This window comes from Streptomyces sp. WZ-12 (genome assembly GCF_028898845.1).
Taxonomy (GTDB): Bacteria; Actinomycetota; Actinomycetes; order Streptomycetales; family Streptomycetaceae; genus Streptomyces.
The window spans coordinates 7342212-7365040 of record NZ_CP118574.1; the positions used below are offsets into that span (position 1 = coordinate 7342212).

At 72.6% G+C, this 22829-nt stretch carries 21 protein-coding genes and 1 pseudogene; 12 read left to right on the top strand and 10 right to left on the bottom strand.

Going from position 1 to position 22829, the window contains the following annotated elements:
- The first annotated feature begins 146 nt into the window (after nucleotides 1-146).
- The 11 genes from dxs (at nucleotide 147) to PV796_RS32125 (ending at nucleotide 11955) form a co-directional block, all read left to right on the top strand.
- On the top strand, nucleotides 147-2033 hold the full coding sequence (gene dxs, locus PV796_RS32075; protein WP_274917137.1) for a 1-deoxy-D-xylulose-5-phosphate synthase: 1887 nt from the start codon (nucleotides 147-149) through the stop codon (nucleotides 2031-2033).
- Nucleotides 2030-3175: a flavodoxin-dependent (E)-4-hydroxy-3-methylbut-2-enyl-diphosphate synthase gene (ispG, locus tag PV796_RS32080; protein WP_274917138.1), complete on the top strand. Its 1146-nt coding sequence runs from the start codon at nucleotides 2030-2032 to the stop codon at nucleotides 3173-3175. The genes dxs and ispG overlap by 4 nt, the downstream gene beginning before the upstream one ends.
- Nucleotides 3176-3277: 102 nt before the next feature.
- A complete protein-coding gene (locus PV796_RS32085) occupies nucleotides 3278-4702 on the top strand; it encodes a family 2B encapsulin nanocompartment shell protein (protein WP_274917140.1) in 1425 nt (474 codons plus the stop codon).
- The gene (locus PV796_RS32090; RefSeq protein ID WP_274917141.1) at nucleotides 4699-5856 is read left to right on the top strand and encodes a family 2 encapsulin nanocompartment cargo protein terpene cyclase; all 1158 of its coding nucleotides are present in this window, start codon (nucleotides 4699-4701) and stop codon (nucleotides 5854-5856) included. Before PV796_RS32085 ends, PV796_RS32090 begins: the two co-directional genes overlap by 4 nt.
- A gap of 13 nt (nucleotides 5857-5869) precedes the next feature.
- Nucleotides 5870-6727 (top strand): geranyl diphosphate 2-C-methyltransferase, encoded by an 858-nt coding sequence (locus PV796_RS32095; RefSeq protein WP_274917142.1) that lies wholly within the window; start codon nucleotides 5870-5872, stop codon nucleotides 6725-6727.
- Nucleotides 6728-6804: 77 nt separating this feature from the next.
- Nucleotides 6805-7884 carry a polyprenyl synthetase family protein gene (locus PV796_RS32100; protein ID WP_274917143.1) on the top strand — a complete coding sequence of 360 codons (1080 nt, stop codon included), beginning with the start codon at nucleotides 6805-6807 and terminating at the stop codon, nucleotides 7882-7884.
- Complete coding sequence (locus PV796_RS32105) at nucleotides 7881-8912, top strand: 4-hydroxy-3-methylbut-2-enyl diphosphate reductase (RefSeq protein WP_274917145.1); 1032 nt, start codon at nucleotides 7881-7883, stop codon at nucleotides 8910-8912. Before PV796_RS32100 ends, PV796_RS32105 begins: the two co-directional genes overlap by 4 nt.
- Complete coding sequence (fdxA, locus tag PV796_RS32110) at nucleotides 8909-9229, top strand: ferredoxin (RefSeq protein ID WP_274917147.1); 321 nt, start codon at nucleotides 8909-8911, stop codon at nucleotides 9227-9229. Before PV796_RS32105 ends, fdxA begins: the two co-directional genes overlap by 4 nt.
- Nucleotides 9226-10485 carry a 1-deoxy-D-xylulose-5-phosphate reductoisomerase gene (gene dxr / locus PV796_RS32115; RefSeq protein ID WP_274917149.1) on the top strand — a complete coding sequence of 420 codons (1260 nt, stop codon included), beginning with the start codon at nucleotides 9226-9228 and terminating at the stop codon, nucleotides 10483-10485. The genes fdxA and dxr overlap by 4 nt, the downstream gene beginning before the upstream one ends.
- Nucleotides 10486-10585: 100 nt before the next feature.
- A complete protein-coding gene (locus tag PV796_RS32120) occupies nucleotides 10586-10915 on the top strand; it encodes a hypothetical protein (RefSeq protein WP_274917150.1) in 330 nt (109 codons plus the stop codon).
- A gap of 89 nt (nucleotides 10916-11004) precedes the next feature.
- Nucleotides 11005-11955, top strand: coding sequence for a phosphorothioated DNA-binding restriction endonuclease (locus PV796_RS32125; RefSeq protein WP_274917151.1), 951 nt, complete (start codon nucleotides 11005-11007; stop codon nucleotides 11953-11955).
- Nucleotides 11956-12048: 93 nt separating this feature from the next.
- On the opposite strand, the gene PV796_RS32130 is transcribed toward PV796_RS32125, so the two are convergent.
- From PV796_RS32130 to PV796_RS32170, 10 genes and pseudogenes are all read right to left on the bottom strand, one after another.
- Nucleotides 12049-12825 (bottom strand): SDR family NAD(P)-dependent oxidoreductase, encoded by a 777-nt coding sequence (locus tag PV796_RS32130; protein ID WP_274917152.1) that lies wholly within the window; start codon nucleotides 12823-12825, stop codon nucleotides 12049-12051.
- Nucleotides 12826-12975: 150 nt separating this feature from the next.
- A complete protein-coding gene (locus tag PV796_RS32135) occupies nucleotides 12976-13767 on the bottom strand; it encodes an HAD family hydrolase (protein ID WP_274917154.1) in 792 nt (263 codons plus the stop codon).
- 34 nt (nucleotides 13768-13801) lie between these two features.
- A complete protein-coding gene (locus PV796_RS32140; RefSeq protein WP_274917155.1) occupies nucleotides 13802-14740 on the bottom strand; it encodes a M56 family metallopeptidase in 939 nt (312 codons plus the stop codon).
- A gap of 120 nt (nucleotides 14741-14860) precedes the next feature.
- Nucleotides 14861-15451, bottom strand: coding sequence for a DUF5134 domain-containing protein (locus PV796_RS32145; RefSeq protein WP_274917156.1), 591 nt, complete (start codon nucleotides 15449-15451; stop codon nucleotides 14861-14863).
- Nucleotides 15452-15658: 207 nt separating this feature from the next.
- Nucleotides 15659-17209, bottom strand: coding sequence for an FAD-dependent monooxygenase (locus PV796_RS32150; RefSeq protein ID WP_274917157.1), 1551 nt, complete (start codon nucleotides 17207-17209; stop codon nucleotides 15659-15661).
- 101 nt (nucleotides 17210-17310) lie between these two features.
- Nucleotides 17311-17403, bottom strand: a pseudogene (locus tag PV796_RS42455) (VOC family protein); the annotation flags it as partial.
- 1 nt (nucleotide 17404) lies between these two features.
- On the bottom strand, nucleotides 17405-18772 hold the full coding sequence (gene dctA, locus PV796_RS32155) for a C4-dicarboxylate transporter DctA (protein WP_274917158.1): 1368 nt from the start codon (nucleotides 18770-18772) through the stop codon (nucleotides 17405-17407).
- Between the two features lie 508 nt (nucleotides 18773-19280).
- The gene (locus PV796_RS32160; protein ID WP_274917161.1) at nucleotides 19281-20129 is read right to left on the bottom strand and encodes a trypsin-like serine peptidase; all 849 of its coding nucleotides are present in this window, start codon (nucleotides 20127-20129) and stop codon (nucleotides 19281-19283) included.
- Nucleotides 20130-20692: 563 nt separating this feature from the next.
- The gene (locus PV796_RS32165; RefSeq protein WP_274917163.1) at nucleotides 20693-20977 is read right to left on the bottom strand and encodes a hypothetical protein; all 285 of its coding nucleotides are present in this window, start codon (nucleotides 20975-20977) and stop codon (nucleotides 20693-20695) included.
- 761 nt (nucleotides 20978-21738) lie between these two features.
- Nucleotides 21739-22125, bottom strand: a complete 387-nt coding sequence (locus tag PV796_RS32170) for a VOC family protein (RefSeq protein WP_274917164.1) — start codon at nucleotides 22123-22125, stop codon at nucleotides 21739-21741.
- 157 nt (nucleotides 22126-22282) lie between these two features.
- Between PV796_RS32170 and PV796_RS32175 the strand changes: the two genes are divergently transcribed.
- Nucleotides 22283-22816, top strand: a complete 534-nt coding sequence (locus PV796_RS32175; protein WP_274917166.1) for a GNAT family N-acetyltransferase — start codon at nucleotides 22283-22285, stop codon at nucleotides 22814-22816.
- Nucleotides 22817-22829: the final 13 nt, after the last annotated feature.

A 22829-nucleotide genomic window follows, 5' to 3' on the forward strand; every position in this document is an offset into this window, starting at 1 on the left:
TCACAAGCGCACGAGCGTTCAACGCGTTCATGGCTCGCGCGGCGGTACGGGGTTCCGGGGTGGCCGGATTCGGCGCTTGATGGAAGCCCGAGCCGGCGCCTCCCAGGGGTGCCCCGCCGGCATCCGGTTCTCGATGTGAGGTTCCGATGACCCCTTCCACGCACCATCCCGTAACGCTCCCCCCGTTGGCCGACCCCGACTGCGCCGCGTCGCTGCGCGGCCTGCCGTACGAGGCGTTGGAATCCCTCGCGCAGGAGATCCGCGCGTTCCTGATCGAGAAGGTCACCGCCGTCGGCGGCCACCTCGGGCCGAACCTCGGGATGGTGGAGCTGACGCTCGCGCTCCACCGGGTCTTCGACTCGCCGCACGACACCCTGCTGTTCGACACCGGTCACCAGGCGTACGTGCACAAGCTGTTGACCGGACGGGCCGCGGACTTCGACGGGCTGCGACGGCGCGGGGGGCTGTCGGGCTACCCGTCGCGGGCCGAGTCCCCGCACGACGTGATCGAGAACTCCCATGCCTCGACGGCCCTTTCCTACGCGGACGGGCTGGCCAAGGCGCGTCGGCTGCGCGGGGAGCGCGACCGGGCCGTGGTGGCCGTGATCGGCGACGGGGCGCTGACCGGGGGCATGGCCTGGGAGGCGATGAACAACCTGGGGGCGCATCCGGACCGGCCGGTCGTCGTGGTGCTGAACGACAACGAGCGCTCCTACGCGCCCACCATCGGGGCGTTGGCGGATCACCTCCAGTACCTGCGCGGTGACGGCACGGACAGCGTCGACTGGTTGGTGGACGGGGGCGGGGCGCGGGCCGGGGGCAACCTGGGGCCGCTGCCGGTGGCGGGGAACCTCTTCGAGTTGCTCGGGTTCTGCTATCTCGGGCCGGTGGACGGCCACCATCTGCCCTCCGTGGAGGAGGCGTTGCGGGTCGCCCGCGAGCTGTCCCGGCCGGTGGTGGTGCACGTCGTCACCGTCAAGGGGAAGGGGTACCCGCCGGCGCTGGCGGACCAGGCCGACCGCATGCATGCGGTGGGGGTGCTCGACCCGGTGTCCGGGCGGCCCCGTTCCTCCTCGGAGCGGCCGTCGTGGACGCAGGTCTTCGCGGACGCGCTGCGTGACGTGGGGGAGCGGCGCCGGGACGTGGTCGCGGTCACGGCGGCCATGCCGGGGCCGACGGGGCTGGCGCGGTTCGGGGAGCGGTTTCCCGAGCGGCTCTTCGACGTGGGGATCGCCGAACAGCACGCCGTGACCTCGGCCGCGGCGTTGGCGATGGCCGGGCTGCACCCGGTGGTCGCGGTCTATGCCACCTTCCTCGGGCGCGCCTTCGACCAGGTGTTGATGGACGTCGCGCTGCACCGGCTGCCGGTCACCTTCGCCCTGGACCGGGCCGGCATCACCGGCCCGGACGGGCCGAGCCACCACGGCATGTGGGACCTGACCGTGCTCGGCGCGGTGCCGGGCATGCGGGTGGCGGTGCCACGGGACGCGGCGCGGCTGCGCGAACTGCTCCCCGAGGCGCTGGACTGCGCCTCGGGGCCGACCGCGCTGCGCTTCCCGAAGGCGACCGCCGGCACCGACCTGCCGGCCGTCGAACGCATCGGGCCCGTCGACGTCCTGCACCGCACCGAGACCCGGGACGTGCTGCTGGTGCCGGTCGGCCCGCTGGCCGGGCCGGCGTTGGAGGCCGCGCGCTATCTGGCGACCAAGGGCGTCGGGGTCACCGTCGCGGACCCGCGCTGGGTGCTCCCGGTGCCCGAGGAGCTCACGGAACTGGGCGGCCGGCACCGCGTGGTGGTGACCGTCGAGGACAACACCCGCTCCGGCGGGATGGGTACCGCCGTCGCCCGCGCCCTGGCCGACGCCGGCTCCACCGTGCCGGTCCGCGTGCTCGGCCTGCCCGGGCGGTTCATCCGCCACGGCACCCGCGAGGAACTGCTCGCCGCGGCCGGCCTGAACCGGTCCGGCATCGTCCACTCCGTCCTGCGCGCCCGCGCCCACCTCCCCCACCTGGAACCGGAGATCCGGCCATGACCATCGACCTGGGCCTGCCCGCCGTGCCGCCCCGCCTCCCCGACCGCCGCCCCTCGCGCCGGATCGACGTCGGCGGCGTCCCGGTCGGCGACGGCGCACCCATCTCCGTGCAGACCATGACCACCACCCTGACCGCCGACGTCGACGCCACCCTCCAGCAGATCGCCGAAGTCACCGCCGCCGGCTGCGACATCGTCCGGGTCGCGGTCCCCTCCCAGGACGACGCCGACGCGCTGCCGACCATCGCGCGCAAGTCCCCGATCCCCGTCGTCGCCGACATCCACTTCCAGCCGCGCTACGTCTTCCAGGCCATCGACGCCGGCTGCGCGGCGGTGCGGGTCAACCCCGGCAACATCAAGCGGTTCGACGACAAGGTCGCTCAGATCGCCGCGGCGGCGTCGGCGGCCGGGGTGCCGATCCGGATCGGGGTGAACGCGGGCTCGCTGGACAAGCGGCTGCTCACCAAGTACGGGCAGGCCAGCCCGGAGGCGCTGGTGGAGTCCGCGCTGTGGGAGTGCTCGCTGTTCGAGGAGCACGGTTTCCGCGACCTGAAGCTCGCGGTCAAGCACCATGACCCGCTGACCGTGATCGCCGCCAACCGGCTGCTGGCGGAGAGCTGTGACTACCCGTTGCATCTGGGCGTGACCGAGGCGGGCCCGGCCTTTCAGGGTTCGGTCAAGTCGGCGGTGGCGTTCGGTGTGTTGCTGGCGGCGGGGATCGGCGACACCATCCGGGTCTCGCTGTCCGCCCCGCCGGTCGAGCAGGTCAAGGCCGGCTGTCACATCCTGTCCTCCCTCGGGCTGCGGCCCCGGAAGCTGGAGATCGTCTCCTGCCCCGGCTGCGGCCGCCTCCAGGTCGACATCCACAAGCTGGCCGACCAGGTCGAGGCCGCCTTCGACGGCTTCCCGCACCCGCTGCGGGTGGCCGTCATGGGCTGCGTCGTCAACGGCCCCGGCGAGGCCCGCGAGGCCGACATCGGGGTCTCCTCCGGCAACGGCAAGGGCCAGATCTTCGTCCAGGGCCGGGTCGTGCGGACGGTCGCCGAATCGAAGATCGTCGACGCGCTGCTCGACGAGGCCCTCAAGCTCACCCGGGCCGGCCCCGGCCCCGGACTGTCGGGAGACGTCTTGACCGATCCGTGACGCCCTCTCCGAGACCCCTGACGCCCACTTCGTGACCGCATCTGCCCACACCAAGGAACGCCCGACGCAGCACGCAATGACCAACAGGGAGGAACCGCTGTCATGACCACCCACCTGCCACCGGGGCCCGACCAACTCGACGGGGCCCAGCCCCAGTCGAGCCTCAGCACACAGGCCGCGCGCACCCTGGCGACCACCACCAAGACCGAACCGCAGATGCAGGGCATCACCTCGCGGTGGCTGCTGCGGATGCTGCCCTGGGTGCACGTGGCCGCCGGTACCTACCGCGTCAACCGGCGCCTGATCCACGCGGTCGGACGCGGCCGGGTCGGCTTCGTCCAGAACGGCGCCGACGACGTGCGGGTGATCCCCGAGACGCTGTGCGAGGTGCCGGTGCTGCGCGGCTTCGCCGACCCCGGCGTACTGGAGGAGCTCGCCGCCCTCTTCGTCCCGCGCGACTTCCGGGCCGGCGACGTGCTGACCCGGGCCGGCACCCCCGTCCAGGAGGCGTTCCTCATCGCGCACGGCCGCCTCAACCGGTACGCCACCGGCAAGTACGGCACCGAGGAACTCCTCGGCACGCTCGCCGACGGTGACCAGATCGGCGACGAGGCGCTGGGCCAGTCCGACCTCCCGCGGTGGCTGCACACCGTGAAGGCGACCACCGCCGGCACCGTTCTCGTCCTGCCCTGGCCCGTCTTCCAGGACCTGCTCAGCCGCCGGCCCGGCCTCGTGACGCACATCGAGCGCCACCTGGCCAGGACCAGCCGCCCGACCAACACCCGCGGCGAGGCCAGCGTCGAGGTCTCCGCCGGCCACGCGGGCGAGCCCACCCTCCCCGGCACCTTCGTCGACTACGACCTGAGCCCGCGCGAGTACGAACTGAGCGTCTCCCAGACCGTCTTGCGGGTCCACTCCCGCGTCGCCGACCTCTACAACCACCCGATGAACCAGCTTGAGCAGCAACTCCGCCTGACCATCGAGGAGATGCGGGAGAACCAGGAGTCCGAGCTGCTCAACAACCGGGAGTTCGGCCTGCTCCACAACGCCGCCTACGACCAGCGGATCAACACCTGGTCCGGGCCGCCGACCCCGGACGACCTGGACGACCTGCTGAGCATGCGCCGCAAGACCCGGATGTTCCTCGCCCACCCCAAGGCCATCGCGGCGTTCTTCCGCGAGTGCAACAAGCGCGGCCTGAGCCCCGCCTCGGCCACCGTGGAGGGGCACGAGATCCCCGCCTGGCGCGGCGTCCCGATCTTCCCCTGCAACAAGATCCCCCTCACCGACGGCCACACCAGCTCCATCGTCGCGCTGCGCACCGGCGAGGAGGACCACGGCGTCATCGGGCTGCACCAGGTGGGCCTCCCCGACGAGTTCGAACCCGGCCTGAACGTCCGCTTCATGGGCATCGACGACCGGGCGGTCATCTCCTACCTGGTGAGCGTCTACTACTCGACGGCGATCCTGGTGCCCGACGCCATCGGCATCCTGGAGAACGTCGAGATCGCGGCGGCCCGGTCATGACGTCCCAGGCGCTGCGGGCGCTGCTGTCGGGGCCGGCGGGGCTGGGCACCCTCGCCGCCGGCCCCCGCCCCCCGCGCCCACCGGGTGCAGCGACGCCCGGTGGGGACCAACCTCCCTGTGTCCCCACCGGGTCCGCCCCGGCCGCCGGGGTGGTGCGACGGCCCGCGGGCCCGCCCCGCCCCGGCGACCCGATCCCGGGGCTGTACCACCAGCCCGCCGTGCCGGCCGACCCGGCCAAGGTCGCCGAGGTGGACCGCCGACTCGAAGCCTGGGCCCACGAGTTGGAGCTGTTCCCGCCCGAATGGGCGGGCGACTTCGCCGGGTTCCAGACCGGCCGGGCGGTCGTCCTGCAACACCCCGGCGCCGCGGACATGGAGCGCCTGGTCGCCGCCGGGAAGCTGCTGGTCGCGGAGAACGTCGTCGACGACTGCTACTGCGAGGACTACGGCGGCTCCCCGATCGGCCTGGGCGGCCGGCTGATCATCGCCCAGGGCGCCCTGGACCCCGTGCACACCGCCGAGCCCTACCAGCGGCAGTGGTGCGAGGGGCTGGGCGCGGACGCCCCGCTGCGCTCCTACGCCGACGCGATCCGCGCCTACCGGGAGTTCGCCACGCCCAGTCAGGTCACCCGGTTCCTCCACGACGCCGCGCGCCTGCACCTGGGCTACCTCGGCGAGGCCGCCTGGGCCCAGACCCGCACCACCCCGCCGGTGTGGAAGTACCTGGTGATGCGGCAGTTCAACAGCTTCCGCCCCTGCCTGTCCCTGGTGGACGCGGTGGACGGCTACGAACTGCCCGAACCGCTCTACTCCCGGCCCGAGCTCCAGCGCGTCACCGCGCTGGCCGGCAACGCCACCACCCTCGTCAACGACCTGTACTCCTTCACCAAGGAGTTGAACAACGACGAGCACCACCTGAACCTGCCCGTGGTGCTCGCCGCCGAGGAGGGCCGCGGTCTGCGGGCCGCCTACCTCAAGGCCGTCGAGATCCACAACGAGATCATGCACGCCTTCGAGGACGAGGCCGCCACCCTCGCCGCCCGCGACCCGCTCGTGGGCCGCTACACCACCGGCCTCGCCGCCTGGGTCGCCGGCAACCACGCATGGCACTGCACCAACACCTACCGCTACTCGCTGCCCGCCTACTGGAACTGAAGGAGCCCCCATCATGACCCTCCACGACAGCGCATCCCCGGTCCTCGCCAGCCGGTACCAGCAGTCGGTCGCCGACTACTGGAACCGCGAGAAGAACGACGTCAACCTCCGCCTGGGCGACGTGGACGGTCTCTACCACCACCACTACGGCATCGGCAGCGCCGACTGGACCGTGCTCGACACCCCCAAGGACACCCGCGACGAGGCGATCACCGCCGAGCTGCACCGACTGGAGTCCGCCCAGGCCGAGTTCCTCGCCGACCACCTCGGCGCCATCGCCCCCGAGGACCGCCTGCTGGACTCCGGCTGCGGCCGGGGCGGCGGCAGCCTGGTCGCCAACCAGCGGTTCGGCTGCCACGTCGACGGGATCTCCATCTCCGAGACCCAGGTGGCCTTCGCCAAGGCGCAGGCCGAGAAGCGCGGCGTGGCCGACAAGGTCCGCTTCCACCTCAGGAACATGCTCGACACCGGCTTCGACACCGGCTCGTACCGCGCCATCTGGAACAACGAGTCCACGATGTACGTCGACCTGTCGCTGCTGTTCGCCGAGTACTCCCGGCTGCTGGCCCGCGGCGGCCGCTACGTCACCGTCACCGGCTGCTACAACGACGCCTACGGACTCCCCTCCCGCGAGGTCTCCACGATCAACGCGCACTACATCTGCGACATCCACCCCCGCTCCACCTACTTCAGGGAGATGGCCGCCAACCGCCTGGTCCCCATCAGCGTGGTGGACCTCACCGAGGCGACCCTCCCGTACTGGGAGCTGCGCGCCCAGTCGTCCCTGGTCACCGGCATCGAGGACGCGTTCCTCACCGCGTACAAGAACGGCAGCTTCCAGTACCTGCTGATCGCCGCCGACCGCGTCTGACCCCCCGCCCGCGAGCACCCTCCGCCCGGGCAGCTACCGGCCTCCCGGCCCGGGCGGAGGGGGAAAGGACCCCGGTCATGACTCCCACGCCCCTCATGGCGGCCCCCCTGGACCTGGACCACATCCGCGCCTGCGTCGACGAGGTCCTCACGGCGTTCCTCGGCGACCTCGAACGGACCGCGCCCCACCCCCAACTCCCCGAACTCGTCCGTGCCCTGCGGAGGTTCGTCGGGGCCGGCGGCAAGCGGCTGCGGCCCCTGCTGTGCGTCGTCGGCTGGCACGCCGCCGGCGGCACCGGCGGCCGGGGCGCCGCGCTGCGCGTGGCCGCCTCGCTGGAGCTGCTGCACGCCGCCGTGCTCATCCACGACGACCTGATCGACGACTCCGCCACCCGCCGCGGCCGCCCCACCGTCCACCGCGCCCTGGCCGCCCGGCACTTGACCGGTCGCGGGCCGGACGCCCTGCGGTTCGGGACCAGCGCCGCCCTGCTGCTCGGGGACCTCGCCCTCGTCTGGTCGGACCACCTGCTGCGGACCGCGCACCTCACCGACGGCGAGTACCGGGCCGTGCTGCCGGTGCTGGACGCCGTGCGCCGCGACGTGCTGCTGGGCCAGTACCTGGACCTGCTGTCGACCGGCACCCCCGGCGACGACCTGGACAGCGCGCTGGCCATCACCCGCTACAAGACCGCCCACTACACCGTCGAACGCCCCCTCCAGGCCGGCGCCGCGCTGGCCGGCGCCGGGCCCGAACTCCTCGCCGCGTGCAGCGACTTCGGCATCCCGCTGGGCGAGGCGTTCCAACTGCGCGACGACCTCCTGGGCGTCTTCGGCGACCCGCGGCGCACCGGCAAGTCCGACCTCGACGACCTGCGCGAGGGCAAGCACACCCCGCTGATCGCCCTCACCCTGCGCCGCGCCGACCCGCACCAGCGCTCCTTCCTCCGCCGCCACCTGGGCCGGCCGGACCTGCGCGCCGCCGACGCGGCCGCGGTCCGCGACATCATCCGCGCCACCGGCGCCCACGACACCGTCGAGGAAATGATCGAGACCCGCTACCTACAGGCCCTGGCGGCGCTGGACGCGGCCGACTTCCCGCCGCCCGCCACGACCGCCCTGCACACCCTCGCCGAGGCCGCCGTACGGAGGTCCGCATGACCACTCCCGACCAACCCGCGCTCGCCGCCGCCAGTCAACTCACCCCGCGGCGTGTGCTGTTGGCCGCGCCCCGCGGCTACTGCGCCGGCGTGGAGCGCGCCGTCGCCACCGTGGAGCAGGCCCTGGAGCGACACGGGCCGCCGGTCTACGTACGGCACCAGATCGTCCACAACGCCCACGTGGTGCGCACCCTGGAGCGCAAGGGCGCCGTCTTCGTCGAGCGGACCGACGAGGTGCCCGAGGGCGCCACCGTGATCTTCTCCGCCCACGGCGTCGCCCCGCCGGTCCACGCCGAGGCCGCCCGACGCCGGTTGACCGTCATCGACGCCACCTGCCCCCTGGTCACCAAGGTCCACAAGGAGGCCCGGCGCTTCGCCGACGAGGGCTACGACATCCTGCTCATCGGCCACGAGGGCCACGAGGAGGTCGTCGGCACCATGGGCGAGGCCCCCGGCCGCATCCACCTGGTCGACGGCCCGTCGGGCGTCGCCGACGTCCACGTCCGCGACGAGCGGAAGGTCGCCTGGCTGTCCCAGACCACGCTCTCCGTCGACGAGACCATGGACACCGCGACCGCCCTCAAGGACCGCTTCCCGGCGCTGACCAGCCCGCCCAGCGACGACATCTGCTACGCCACCCAGAACCGCCAGGAGGCCGTCAAGCGGATCGCCGCCGAGGCCGATCTGGTCCTGGTCGTCGGCTCCCCGAACTCCTCCAACTCCGTCCGGCTGGTCGAGGTCGCCCTCGCCTCGGGCGCCGCCGCGGCCCATCTCGTGGACACCGCGGGGGAGTTGGCGCCGGACTGGCTCGACGGGGTGCGCACCATCGGCGTCACCTCCGGCGCCTCCGTCCCCGACGTGCTGGTCGACGGCGTCCTGGACCGGCTGGCCGACCGCGGCTTCGACCACGTCGAGGTCGTCCGCTCCACCGAGGAGACCCAGCGCTTCGCCCTGCCCCGCCCCTCCTTCCCCACGACGACAGTTGAGCCCCCGACCCGACCCACCCCGCTGCCTGGGAGTCACCCGTGACCTACCTCATCGCGCTGCCCTGCATCGACGTCAAGGACAAGTCCTGCATCGAGGAGTGCCCCGTCGACTGCATCTACGAGGGCTCCCGCTCGATGTACATCCACCCGGACGAATGCGTCGACTGCGGGGCGTGTGAGCCGGTCTGCCCGGTCGAGGCGATCTTCTACGAGGAGGACACCCCGCAGGAGTGGCAGCGCTACCACGTGGCCAACGCCGAGTTCTTCGCCGAGTTGGGTGCGCCCGGCGGCGCCGCCCGGCTCGGCCCGATCGCCCGCGACCACCCCCTCATCGCCCGGCAGACGGCCCGCACCCCATGACTCCGGGACCGCTCGCGGATCCGCACCGCCCCCCGGCACCGGCCGCGGGCCGCCGGGACGTCGTCGTCCTCGGTTCGACCGGTTCGATCGGCACCCAGGCCGTCGAGCTGATCGGGCGCAACCCCGACCGCTTCCGCGTCACCGGGCTCGCCGCCGGCGGCCAGCGGCTCGGTCAACTCGCCGCGCAGGCGCGACGGTTGAGGCCGCGCACCGTGGCGGTGGCCCGCGCGGACGTGGTGCCGGCGCTGCGTCAGGCGCTGGCCGCGCAGTACCGGGCCGAGCCGCCGCCCGAGATCCTCGCGGGCCCCGGCGCGGCGGCCGAACTCGCCGCCTCCGACTGCCACACGGTGCTCAACGGCATCACCGGCTCCATCGGCCTGGCCCCGACGCTCGCCGCCCTGGAGGCCGGGCGCACCCTGGCGCTCGCCAACAAGGAATCGCTGATCGCCGGCGGCCCGTTGGTGGCGGAACTCGCCCGGCCCGGGCAGATCGTCCCGGTCGACTCCGAGCACGCCGCGCTCTTCCAGGCGCTCGCCGCCGGCGCGCGGACGGACGTGCGCAGGCTCCTGCTCACCGCGTCCGGCGGCCCGTTCCGGGGCCGCACCAGGGCCCAACTCGCCGATGTCACGCCGGCCGACGCGCTCGCCCACCCCACCTGGTCGATGGGCCCGACGATCACCGTCAACTCCGCGACCCTGGTCAACAAGGGCCTGGAGGTCATCGAGGCGCACCTGCTCTTCGGCGTCCCCTTCGACCGCATCGAGGTCGTCATCCACCCGCAGTCCGCCGTGCACTCCATGGTGGAGTTCGTCGACGGTTCGACGCTCGTGCAGGCCGCCCCGCCGGACATGCGCGGCCCGCTCGCCATCGGGCTCGGCTGGCCCGAGCGGATCGCCGACGCGGCGCCCGCCTTCGACTGGACCGCGCCCCTCGCCTGGGAGTTCCTCCCCCTCGATGCGGCGGCGTTCCCCGCGGTCCAACTCGCCCGACACGTAGGGCAGTTGGGCGGTACGGCCCCGGCGGTCTTCAACGCCGCGAACGAGGAGTGCGTGACCGCGTTCCTCGCCGGCCGGCTGCCGTTCACCGGCATCGTGGAGACGGTCACCGCGGTGGTGGCCGAACACGGGACCCCGGTCAACGGGGCCGCGCTCACCCTGCCGGACATCGTGGCGGCGGAAGCCTGGGCGCACGCCCGGGCCCGCGAACTGGCGACGCGGGCGGGCCGGCCGGCCGCGCGCCGCGGATCGCGGCGCTGAAGCGGTCACCAACCGTCCCCCCTCGCCAACTACCGCCCCGAATCGGTGAGATGCGGCGGAAAGCCTGGATTCCGCACCCCCGATCCGGGATCGTAGAGAAATGAACTCCGGCGACTGCGACCACCCACCCGACCGCGACGGCGACGACGTCGAGATGCGCGAAGTGGTCCGCGAACTGGCCCGGGCATTGGAGACGATGCTCAACCTGATCAAGGCCGACGCCCTGCCCGTGACCCCCGAGGCGCGCGCCCTGATGCACCGGACCATGGCCTTCCTGGACGAGTCCACCGACCGGTTCGCGACCCTGGACCACCCCGGCGAGATCCTCCCCCTGGCCGCGGCCATCAACAAGATGGTCAACTCCACGCGCCAACAGATCCACGACGACGTGATCGCCGCCTCCCCACCCCCCGACCATCCGACCCCCTGAGCACGATCGTGCACCGGCCTCCCAGGACACCCACCGCCAACCCACCTCCCCTGCAGAAACGTCTGTGCAACGAACTACCCTGACCCGTTATGGATTGGCTCGAACGGGTGGTGGACCTCAGACGGTGGACGCAGAACGGCGTCCGCGCCCCGCACAAGCCGCTGTTGCTCCTCTACGCCCTCGGCAGCTACCAGCGGGATGCCGATGCCGAACTCCGCTATACCGCGGTCGAGGACGACCTCAAGCGCCTGCTCACCGAGTACGGACCGCCGAACCCGACGACCCCCGCCTACCCCTTCCACCACCTCGTCAGCGACGGCGTGTGGGAGGTCCACACCGACCGGGGACCGGGCAGCCCCGGCGCCAAGGTCGGCGAACTCCGTGCCAGCGGAGCCACCGGCAGCCTCGCGCCCGGCCTGCGGGACGCCCTCGCCGCGGACCCGGCACTGCTCGGCCGCCTGGTCAGGGTGGCGCTGGACGCCCACTTCCCGCCGTCCCTGCACGGCGACCTGTGCGAGGCGGTCGGCCTCGACCTGGAGCGCGCCGAACTCGGCCCCGCACACCCCGCGGACGGCCCGGCCCGACGCCAACGGGACCCGCGGATCCGCGAACTCGTCTTCACCGCCTACGAGTACCAGTGCGCGTTCTGCGGCTACGACGGGGCGCTCGGCGACGCGCGGCTGCGCACGAGCGCGGTCGGGCTGGAGGCCGTGCACGTGCGCTGGTGGAGCCACGACGGGCCGGACGCGGTCGACAACGGCCTGTGCCTGTGCGCCCTGCACTACAAGCTCTTCGACAAGGGCGTCCTGGGCCTCGGCAACGACCACCGCATCCAGGTCTCCCAGCGCTTCGTCGGCCGCAACGAGGCCAGCCGACGGCTGGTCCTCGCCCTCGCCGGCCAGCCGGTCCTCGGCCCCCAGCCCGGTTTCGCGCCGGTCGCCGAACGCCACCGCGCCTGGCACGCCAAACAGGTCTTCCGCGGCGCTCCCCGCGACCCCGTCCTCACCCCCACGAACTACCACACCCTGGCAACGGACTGATCATCCAGGCCCGTTGGGCTCGTTGGGCCCGGTGCGGGCGCGCGTCGGGCGCGGGCGCGATGGCCCCACGGCCGAGAGGGTCCCTGCCGCCCCTCACGTCACGGAGAACCCACCGTCCACGAACACCGTCTGGCCGGTCACATACGCCGCGCCCGGGCCGGCCAGGAACACCGCGGCGCCGGCGAAGTCGGCCAGTTCGCCGGTGCGGCCGGCCATCGTCCGGCGGGCGATCGCCTCGACGCGGTCCGGGTCGGCGTAGACCTCCGCGGTGAGCGGGGTGCGCACGAAGCCCGGGGCGAGGGCGTTGACGCACACGCCGTGCCGGGACCACGCCTCGGCCTGCGAGCGGGTCAGCGCCGCCAGTCCGGCCTTGGACACCCCGTAGGCGCCGCTGTTGCCGAACGCCCGGATCGACTGCTGGGAGGCGAGGTGCAGGATGCGGCCCCAGCCCCGCTCCGCCATCCCGGGCCCGAACCGCTGGCCCAGCAGGAACGGGGCGTCCAGGTTGACCGCCATCGTGCGGTCCCACTCCTCGGTGCTCAACTCGCCCATGGGCGGGCGGGGGTTGACGCCGGCAGAGTTGACCAGGATGTCCGGCTCGCCGAACCGGCGCGCCACCTCGTCCGCACCGGCCCGCACCGCCGCCCGGTCGCCCAGGTCGGCGGCGACCCAGTCCGCGGCGACGCCCGCCGCCCGCAACTCCTCGGCGGCGGTTACCAACGGCTCCGGGCGGCGCGCCATCAGGACCACCTCCGCGCCGGCCCGGCCCAGCGCCTCGGCGATCGCCCGGCCGATCCCGGAGCCGCCCCCGGTCACCAGGACCCGCCGACCGGAGAGCGAGAACAGCGCGTCGAGGTACGGGGTGGACATGGGACGGGCCTCCGGGATACGACGGAATGAAGCGGAATGAAACGGAATGAAAGCGGAATGAAAGGGGACGCGGGGGAGCGGGGCGGGCGCGGTGGGCCGGTGTTGTCGCCGGCCGCTCGTCGTGTCCCGGCGGTCCCCGGTCGTGGACGATCACACCGTTCGGTCGACCAGGTCCAGAACGGGCCGCAATCCGTCCGGGCGGCGGTCGACGGGGAGGTGGTCGACCGGGAAGTAGCCGCAGCCGACGGCGGTGGCGCCGCCGTCCGCGGTCCGGTCGTCGCCGACCATCAGAACCTGCGCGGGGGAGCGGCCCAACGCACCGCAGGCGAGCGCGAAGAGGCGTGGGTCCGGTTTCTGGAGGGCGTGCTCGTAGGAGAGGACGCAGGCGGTGAGGTGGCGGTCCAGGCCGTGGGCGCGCAGGACCGGGCGGAGGTCCCAGCCGATGTTGCTGAGGACGCCGGTGCGGATGCCGCGGCGGTGCAGCGCGGTGAGCACCTCGGCGGCGTCGGGGTAGGGCAGCCAGGCGTCCGGGGTCATATGGCGGTCGTAGAGCACGTCGTAGAGCGAGCGGCCACCCGGCGGGTCGTACAACTCGGGGCGGGGGAGGGGGACTTGGCGGGCCAGGCCAGTGTAGAGGGCGCGGTGGTGGCGGGCCTCGCGGTCGCGGGCCTCCCAGAGGGCGGTCAGGGTGTCGGGGAGCGTGGCCGGCGAGGGCCCGCCGGGGAGGGCGCCGGCCCGTTCCAGGGCGGTGGCCAGCGCCGTGATCTCGGCGTCGCCGAGCGGGCAGGGCGCCGTGCCCGGGGCGGCGTGGAAGGCGGCGAGGGAGGCCCGGAGCCAGGCTCCGGCCGGCTCGATGCGCAGCAGCGTCCCGGAGAAGTCGAACAGGACGCCGGCGATCCGGCCGGCGGCCGGCCCGTCGGACGTGCCGTTGAGGGTCGTCATGGCTCCATGGTGACCCCGGCCCGGCCGCCGCGGGTCAGGTCAGCGCGTTCAGGCCCGGCCAGAACGTCACCACGAGCGGGACGGCGGGCAGCAGGACGGCACAGGCGGTCATCCCCAGGCGGCGGCCGGGGGTGAGCCGGGCGGCCGGCGCCAGCAGCCGGTCGACCCGCTGCGGGACCTGCGCGAGCTGGGGCGGGCACGGCCCGAACACCCCGCTGTCCTCGTTGAGTTGGACCAGTGCCAGGGCTATCGTCAGCCGGCCGAAGCGGCGCGAGGCGACGTCGTCGGCGGCCCACTCGACCAGCCGGTGCACCTGGTCGCGGAACGCGGCGAACACCGGGATCTGCGGGAAGCCGGCAGCCAGCGCCGACGCGCAGTGCAACAGCACGTCGTGCCGGGCCCGGAGGTGCCCCTGCTCGTGGGCGATCAACGCATCGAGCTGGCGGCCCTTCAGGCGCCGCAACGCCGAGGTGGTGATGACCATTTGGGTCGCGGGGTGGTGCTGCAACAGCCAGGCGGCCGGCCGGTCGCCCTCCAGCACCACCAGGCGGCCGCCGCGCGGGTCCTCGCCGGGCAGCAGCGGCGAACGGCGCCGGAGTTCGGCCCGGCGTCGCCGGCGGCGGGCCCGCGCCGCCCGCACTTCGCGGGTCAGCGCCACCACCGTCCACGCGCCGCCGCCCGCCAACAGCAGCGCCAGCACGCCGGCCCACGGCCCGTAGGTGTTGAGCGCGTACGCCTCGACGACCACCCGCGGGGCGAAGCCGAACACCGGGCTGCGCACCGCGTCCCAGGCGGCGGCCGCGCTCAGCGCCATGGCGAGCACACAGCAGAGCAGCACCCCGGCCACCACGCACTGCCACACCCACAAGGCGAGTACCGGCTCCCGGTCCGGCCAGTTGGAACGGGCCATCAGGCGCGGCGCGGTCGCCGCGGCCAGCACGCCGAGGGTCATCAGCGTGAGGGGGACCATCATGGCCACAGCCTATGAGCGGCCGACTACCGGTTGGTACGCTCCCGCGGCGGAAGTGACGCACGCCACGCCACGGTCCGGCGCGCCCCGCGGCCCGGCGCAATCCCCTCCCGGCGGCGCCCGTCAGAGCGCCAGCAGCATGGCGAGCATGCCCACCCCCATGGCCACTTGGCAGGCCCGTAGTACACCGGGCGCACCCGGGCGCACGGCGGTACCGCCGTCGGACGCCGGACCGGCCGGCGCCAACCGCACGCCGGCGGCGAGCACATAGACCACGTAGTAGACGAGCAACACCCCGGTCACCAGCGGCACTCCGGCCGGCACCGCATGTCCCGCCCCGGCCGCCCCCGTCATCCCGGTCATGCCGTGCGCACTCGGCATCCCCTGCATCCCCGGCATGTCCCGCATGCCGACCATCGCGAGCGCCATGTAGACCATCGCCAGCGCGCCCACCGCGTGGTGCAGATGGCGCCGCAGCAGCGCCCACAGCCCCGCCGCGCCGAACACCACGGCGTACGGCCAGGGCGCCCACGCCGGCGGCGCCACCACGGACGCGGGCAGCGCCATCACCGCCATGCCCCCCGCCATCAGCGCCTCGCTACGGGCCGTCGCCCGCTGGGCCGGCGGCCCGCTGCGCATACGGGACAGGCAGTAGCCGCCGGTCGCTGCGCACAGCGCCACCAGCAACCAGCCGACCAGCGGCGACGTGTGCATGGCACACCTCCTGGACCGGGGGACGGAGAGCGGGACGGAGATCACCCGCAGGATTCCCGCCCGGGGCGGGGCGCATGGGAGCGCACGGGCGCATACGGGAGCGCAGGGCGCCGCCCGGCACCTTCGTCCCCGGCGCGCCGGCCACCGACCGCCCCCGGGGCGAGGCCACCGACACCCGGTCCTGACGGCGCCGCGGCGCGCGGCCGATCAGCCCGCCGCCGGCCGCTCCGGGCCGCACCAGGCGGTCAGCGCCGCCCGCAGCGCGTCCTCGGTCACCGGGGCGTCGCCCGCCCAGGCGAGATAGCCGTCCGGGCGCACCAGCAGCGCCGCCGCTCCCACCCCCTCGGCATCGGCCGGGACGATCGCGACCCGGTCGGCCCACCCCGCCGCGGCCTTGCGCAGACCGTCCGCGCCCACTTCCCCGTCGAGCCCCAGGAGCAACGGCCGCCCCGAGCGCAGCAGTTCCACCAGCCGGGTCGGCCCGTCCGCCGTCGTCAGCGGCAGATCGCGGAGGAACGTCCCCGCCAACGGGTGCCCGTCCGGGCCCGGGTCGTAGCGGATGCCGGTGGCGTAGATGGTCTCGGTGAGGTACTTGTTGACCTCGTCCATCGCCATCAGTTCGGTGAACAGCCCGCGCAGCGCGTCGACTTGGGGGCCGGGGCGCATCAGCGCCACCTGGGCGCGGGTGTTCGCCAACACCCGCGCGGCGACCGGATGCCGCTCGACCTGGTAGCTGTCCAGCAGCCCCGCCGGCGCCCAGCCCCGGCACTGGGCGGCCAGCTTCCACCCCAGGTTGAAGGCGTCCTGGAGGCCGAGGTTGGCGCCCTGCCCACCGGCCGGGAAGTGGATGTGCGCGGCGTCCCCGGCCAACAGCACCCGGCCCGCGCGGTACCGGTCCGCCTGCCGGGTGCTGTCGGAGAAGCGGTTGACGAAGTCCACGTCGGTCAGGGTGATCCGCACCCCGGTCACCCGCTCGATGCCCGCGGCCAGTTCCGCCGCGGTCGCCGGCCCCTCCGGCGCCTTCGACGCGTCCCACTCGACGACGGCTATCCGCCCGTCCGGCATCCGCATGAACCAGCCCCGGTCGGTCCGCTCCCAGGCGGCCGGCAACTCCCCGCCCCCGTGGACCTCGACGGTGCCCCGCCCCATCCGGCTGATCAGGGACGCATCGGTGCCGGGGAAGTCGATCCCGGCGCCCTTGCGGACCGCGCTGCGCCCGCCGTCGCACCCGACCAGGAAGTCCCCGCGCACCTCCGACTCGCCGTCCGAAGTCCGCACCCGGACGGTGACCCCGGTGTCGTCCTGCGTCAGCCCGGTCACCTCGTGGCCGTGCCGGACCACCGCGCCGAGCGCGGCGGCCCGTTGGCCGAACAACTCGGTGAGGACCTCGTGCGTCAGCATCAGGTTGTGCGGCTGCTCGGCCGGCTCCGCGGTGTGCCGGCCGAGCAGGAACAGCCCGGCGAAGTGGCCGCGGGCGCCGCGGTCGTCGAGGTTCCGCCGGAAGGCCGCGAGCCCCGGAAGCCGCTCCTGGGCCCGGGCGAACTCCGTCAGCAGCCCGCGCCGGTCCAGGCTCTCCAACGTCCGGGAGTGCACCATCAGCGTGCGCGGCTCGCCCTCCCCGGGGCGGCCCCTCTCCAGGACGAGCGTCGCGACCCCGTGCAGCCGCAACTCCCCCGCCAACGCCAGGCCGACCGGCCCGCCGCCCGCGATGACGACGTCGAAGTGCTCCCCGCCCAGCGGGTGTTCCGTAGTGGTCATGCCGCGACGCTAGCGACCGCGGCCCCCTCCCACCAGTTACCGTTGCGCAGGCCAGAGTTGCACCACACGCACGCGTGCCGCCCGACCTCGCCGTCGGGTCTGGGCCGGTACCGGAGCGGATGGTCCGCGGGCACCTCGGTCGGCACGATCCGGTGCCCGTCCGGGCCGCCTCGTGACCACGGGGCGCTTGGGGGGTCATGCCTTGGCGGGTGCCGGTTCGGCCTCGGTGTCGTGTGGTGGTGCCTGGGCGGGCTCGGGAGTTCGGGCGTGCAGGACGCGGTTGACGCGTGCGGTGTCGAGGGCGTGTTCCCAGCGTGCGACGACGAGGGTGGCGACGCTGTTTCCGGCGAGGTTGGTCAGGGCACGGCACTCGGACATGAACTTGTCGATACCGAAGATCAACATGATGCCCGCGGCCGGCACGGTGCCGACGGTGGAGAGGGTGGCGGACAGGGCGATGAAGCCGGCGCCGGTGACGCCTCCGGAGCCCTTGGCGGTGAGGATCATGACGGCGAGCAGGCCGAGTTGGTGGCCGAGGCCGAGGGGCGTGTCGGTGGCCTGGGCGATGTAGACGGCGGCCAGGGACAGGTAGAGGGAGCTGCCGTCGAGATTGAAGGAGTAGCCGGTCGGCACGGTCAGGCCGACGATGTCGCGGTGTACGCCGAGCCCTTCGAGCTTGTCCATCAGCCGCGGCAGCACGCTCTCGGAGGAGGAGGTGCCCAGGACGATGAGGAACTCCTCGCGCAGGTAGCGCAGTAGCCGGAAGACGTTGATCCTGAGCAGGGCCAGAACGCCGCCGAGGACCACGACGACGAAGAACAGCGAGGTCCCGTAGAACACTCCGATGAGCTGGCCGAGGCTGGTGAGGGTGGAGATGCCGTACTTGCCGATGGTGAAGGCCATCGCGCCGAACGCGCCGACGGGTGCGGCCAGCATGAGGTGGTGCAGGATCCTGAACACCACGGCGCTCAGCCGGTTGATGCCGTCGACGATCGCAACCCCCGTCGCCCCCACCGCTTTGACCGCGATGCCGAACAACACCGAGAGGAAGATGACTTGGAGGATGTTGCCGTCGGCGAAGGCGCCCACCGCGCTGGAGGGCACGATGTCGGTGAGGAGGTGCCACCAGCTCCGGCCCTCGCCGTCCTTGACGTACTGGGCGGCGTCGCCCGCCAGATGCAGTGCGCCGGGGTGGGCATGGACTCCCGCACCGGGTTGGAAGACGTTGACGGCGATCAGTCCGACGGCCAGGGCGGCCAGGGTGCCGGCCTGGAAGTAGAGCAGGGATTTGAGGCCGACCCTGCCGACCCGGCGCAGGCTGTCGGCACCGCCGATGCCGGCCACGATCGTCAGGAAGACGATCGGCGTGATGAGCATCTTGACGGCGGACACGAAGGTGGTGCCGACCGGCTCCAGCGCGCAGCCGATGCCCGGCCAGAGCCAGCCGGTCAGGCTGCCGCAGACGATCGCGGTCAGGACCCAGAAGTACAGCTGCCTGTACCAGGGGGTGTCGGGTGGTGTGGCAGGAGACGGGCCGGGAGCGGGGTACGCGGTTGCTGCCATGGCGTTTCTCCTCGTCGAGGAACGTGGACGCAGCCGGGACGCGGGGCGGTCTTCCCGGCGTGAAGACCGACGGGGAGGGCGCGGCTCGGTAGCGGACAGACGCAGGTGTCCGGTGATCGGCTCGGGACGGTTACCCCGCCGTGGGCGGGCCGGGGCATGTCGCCCGTGCCGCCCTCGGCCCGGGGGTTCGCGCAGAGCACTCTCCGGGGACCAGCACGATGCCGTGATGAGTCATGCGCTGATTGCAGCAATCAGCCCGCGGGGCCGTCCAAGACACTCTGCCGATCTGCCTTATAAGCCCGACCTATAAGCGCCTCTGCCAGCGCCCGACGGCATCGAGTACAGGGGCCAGGACGCCGGCGGTCGGGGTGGAGGAAGTGCGCCGCGCCCGCATCACCGCCAGGCATCCGACCACCGACCGGCAACCCGGCAGCACCGACGGCTGGGGTTGGCTCTCCCCGGTCCCCGTCGTGGTCCTACGGGCGTCGGTGGGCACGGTCGGGTGGGATCACGGCTGTGGGTGGTAGGTGCGCGGGCGGTGGACCGTGCGGCCCGCGTTGGCGTCGTCGTAGAGGTCCTGGGCGTCCTTGCCGTACAGGGGTGAGTAGGTGACGCTGTCGTCGTTGGCGTCGTTCCCGCCACCGTTGTAGCCGCCGACGTTCCCGATGACCTTGCCGGCCCTCGCGGAAGGGCGGTAGCCGCTGATCCACGGGCCTCCGGAGACGCCGCCGTAGAACCCTCCACACTCCATCCGCATCTGCCGAAAGCCCGGCAGCCGGCTGGTGGTGACGTCGCAACGCACGGCCTGGTGGCCTCGGTTGACCGCGGCGGAGTAGGGATAACCGATCACCGTGACACGGTTGTGGTAGCCGGGTGTCCGGCCGAATGTCAGAGCTCCGGTGTTGCCTTCAACCGTGTGGTGGTTGGCGTTCGTGGAGACCTGGAGGAAGGCGAGGTCCAGGTCGGATGTCGCTTGTTTGGTGTTGGCCCGGTAGCGGGGGTCCACGAAGAAGCGGGTCACCGGATAGATGCCGTAGGGCTGGGCGGTGGCGGAGCGGCCGAAGCGGTAGTCGGGCACGAAGATGGCGTGCTTGGCGTGGGTGAGACCGAGGACGCAGTGCCCGGCCGTCAGGACGAGGCCGTGACCGGTGCTGTGCACCACGCTGCCCGTGCAGTACGTGGCCCTACCGTTGACGGGGCTGCCGTCGTAGAAGAAGGTCCCCACCATGGGCATGCCGTCGAAGTGCTCGGCCGCTCGAAGCGGCACCCCGGTGCGGAGGAATTTCCCGGTGGACGTCAACAGGCCCGTGCCCAGGCGAACGGCGTCCGCTATGTCGACCGGCACCGCTTCAGCCATCCGTTGAGCGGTCCAGTATGCCGTCTCCTCACGGTTCCGCGCGGGCCCGGGCAGAGGAAGATGCCCCAACACCCCTGCTGCCAGCCGAGTTCCCCCGCGCACCGTCGAGGGAATGACCTCGCCCGACTCCTGCCCGGCCGAGGCGGGAGCCACCACTCCCCATCCGACGCGGAGCACGTCCGCGCACAACACGAGCCCCACCATTCCTACGAGCCATCTCCTACGCACTGACACCGAATCCCTTTCACCAAGAGCGCGGGCCACGACGGGCCCTGGGTAAATGCCGTCAGATGCCTCGACGGGAGTTTCCATGAAGGTGATGTGGCTGAGCCGTGGAGCGCGGCTGACGCTGTCGACAAACACCGTCGCTCGTTCCGGCGGAAGCAACCGCGGTGGGCTGCATCGCCGTTACTTCGCCGCTTCGGCAGCTGCCGTCAACGGGCCCCGCCAGACGGTGTGTCGCAGGCCGAAACCGAAATGACGGGCTCAAGCGCCGCAGAGCGGCGAGCCCCAAGAGTGGTCACTCTCAGAGCATCGCGTTGAAGAAACCCGCGAGGGGCAACTCAGGGGCCGGATCTACCGGTTGGCGGGTCGGCCGCGGGGAAATCCTCGGTATCCATATCCATACGCCAGGACACGTTACGCACCCCGGGTTCGCGGGTCAGTTGGACAACCAGCCGTTCCAGGACGGCGGTTGCGGAACCACCGGCGGCGAGGCCGATCTCCACGAGCACAGTGGTGGTGCCACTCGGATCGATGACGTATCGGCTGTCCAAAGGCACGTTGATTCTCGCGAACATGCCAACGCACAGTTCGCGTACCGTCTCCTCCGCTTGCTGGTCGCACACGATGCGAAGTGCGCAGTGCACCGCGACGGGGCGCGCAGAATCCTCGGAACGCACTAAGCGCAGACGAGGTGGAAGCCCCATGAGGCACCTCCTGGAGGTGTGAGTCGATTGCACACGAGCGAGGGTTACTCAAACCCGCGAGGAGGCATGCGAACGGCCTTCTCCTTGATGCGGGATACAGCGGACGCGTGACTGCGGAAGCTGAGGCCACATCGGACATCGGTGGCCGATGTGGCTATTCTCGCCAGGGATTCGCGTCGCGGAAGCAACCCTTGTGGTGAGAAAGCCGATTGGGCCTACTCATGGGCACTCCCAGGAGCCCTGTCCCGTTCCGAGCATGCGGAGGTGGCCGGCTTTTGTTTGCGCAGCCGCCTCGGGCCTGAGACTAGCGCCATAACTGCGCAAGAACGCAAGTGTTGACGCAAGCTTGGCACTCCGGTCGCCCCCCCGGCTTCGGCAGGCAGGGCACTCCTGTTCCAGGATGACGGATCGCCACACTTCAGCGAACCGCGTCCGTCACCGAGCAACAAGGGCCCCACCCGTCACGGAATTCGCTACCAGGGGTGACGTGGATGGTCCTTTACCAGGGGATTGCGTACGCGTCAGGCAATTCACAGGAACCACATCGCACAAAGCTGCTAGCCGTCCCGCCGGTCGACTTCGCGTGCCCCCTTGCCGCTCCGGCGGCCGGACTTCGGGCGGTTCGTTCGCCTCGGCCATGCCGCCGGGCAGGTCCCAGCGGGTTCGTAGGCCGCGTTTCCTCAGGGCCGGTAACGCAACGGATGGTCCGCCGGGATTTCCACGATGACGACCCTGTGCCCGTCCGGGTCCGCGATCCACATCTCGATCAGTCCCCACGGCTCCCGCACCGGTGGCCGCAGCACCGTCACCCCGCGCCCGACCAACTCCTCGTGCGCCCGCGCCGCGTCGGCCACCTGGAGCCACAACTGGAGCGTCGGCGTGGGCGCCTCCGCCGACCGCCCGGACACCTCCAGGAAGCCGCCGCCGAGGAAGTACACCGTGCCGCGCTCCGGCCCCGTACCGAACTCCCGGTAGATCGCCAGGCCCAGTGCCTCGCCGTAGAACGTCCGCGACCGCTCCGGATCGGTCGGCCGCAACAGCACCCTGCTGCTCAGTACCTGCACCATGCCAGGGACCCTACGCCGGGCGACGGGCCCCGGGTGCCTGACACGGCACACCCGACACCCCGCCCGGAGCGGGGGACCTCCGGCCCTGCCGCCGCCGACCGCCTCTTGTTAGCCTCGCGGTCAGTCATCCTTACGACCCGAGAGGACCCCGCGCGCCATGTCCCCCACCTCGCTGACCTTCCGCACCGCCACCGAGGACGACATCCCCGGGCTCGTCGACCTGGTGGAGGCGGCCTATCGCGGGGACGCCAGCCGGGCCGGGTGGACGACCGAGGCGGACCTGCTGGAGGGCCAGCGGACCGACCCCGAGGGCGTCGGCGCGGCGGTGCGCCACGAGAGCGGCCGGCTGCTGATCGCCGAGCGGGACGGCGAGTTGATCGCCTGCTGCCAGTTGGAGCACCGCGGTGACCACACCTACTTCGGGATGTTCGCGGTCCGGCCCACCCTCCAGGGCGGCGGCCTGGGCAAGACGATCATCGCCGAGGCCGAGCGGGTCGCCCGCGCCACCTGGGGCGCCGGGGAGATGCGGATGACCGTGATCCGGCAGCGCGAGGAACTGATCGCCTGGTACGAGCGGCGCGGCTACCGCCGCACCGGCGAGCTCAGCCCGTTCCCGTACGGCGACGAGCGGTTCGGCGTCCCGCAGCGCGCCGACCTGGAGTTCGAGCTGCTGGTCAAGCCGCTGGGCTGACCGCCCGGCCGAC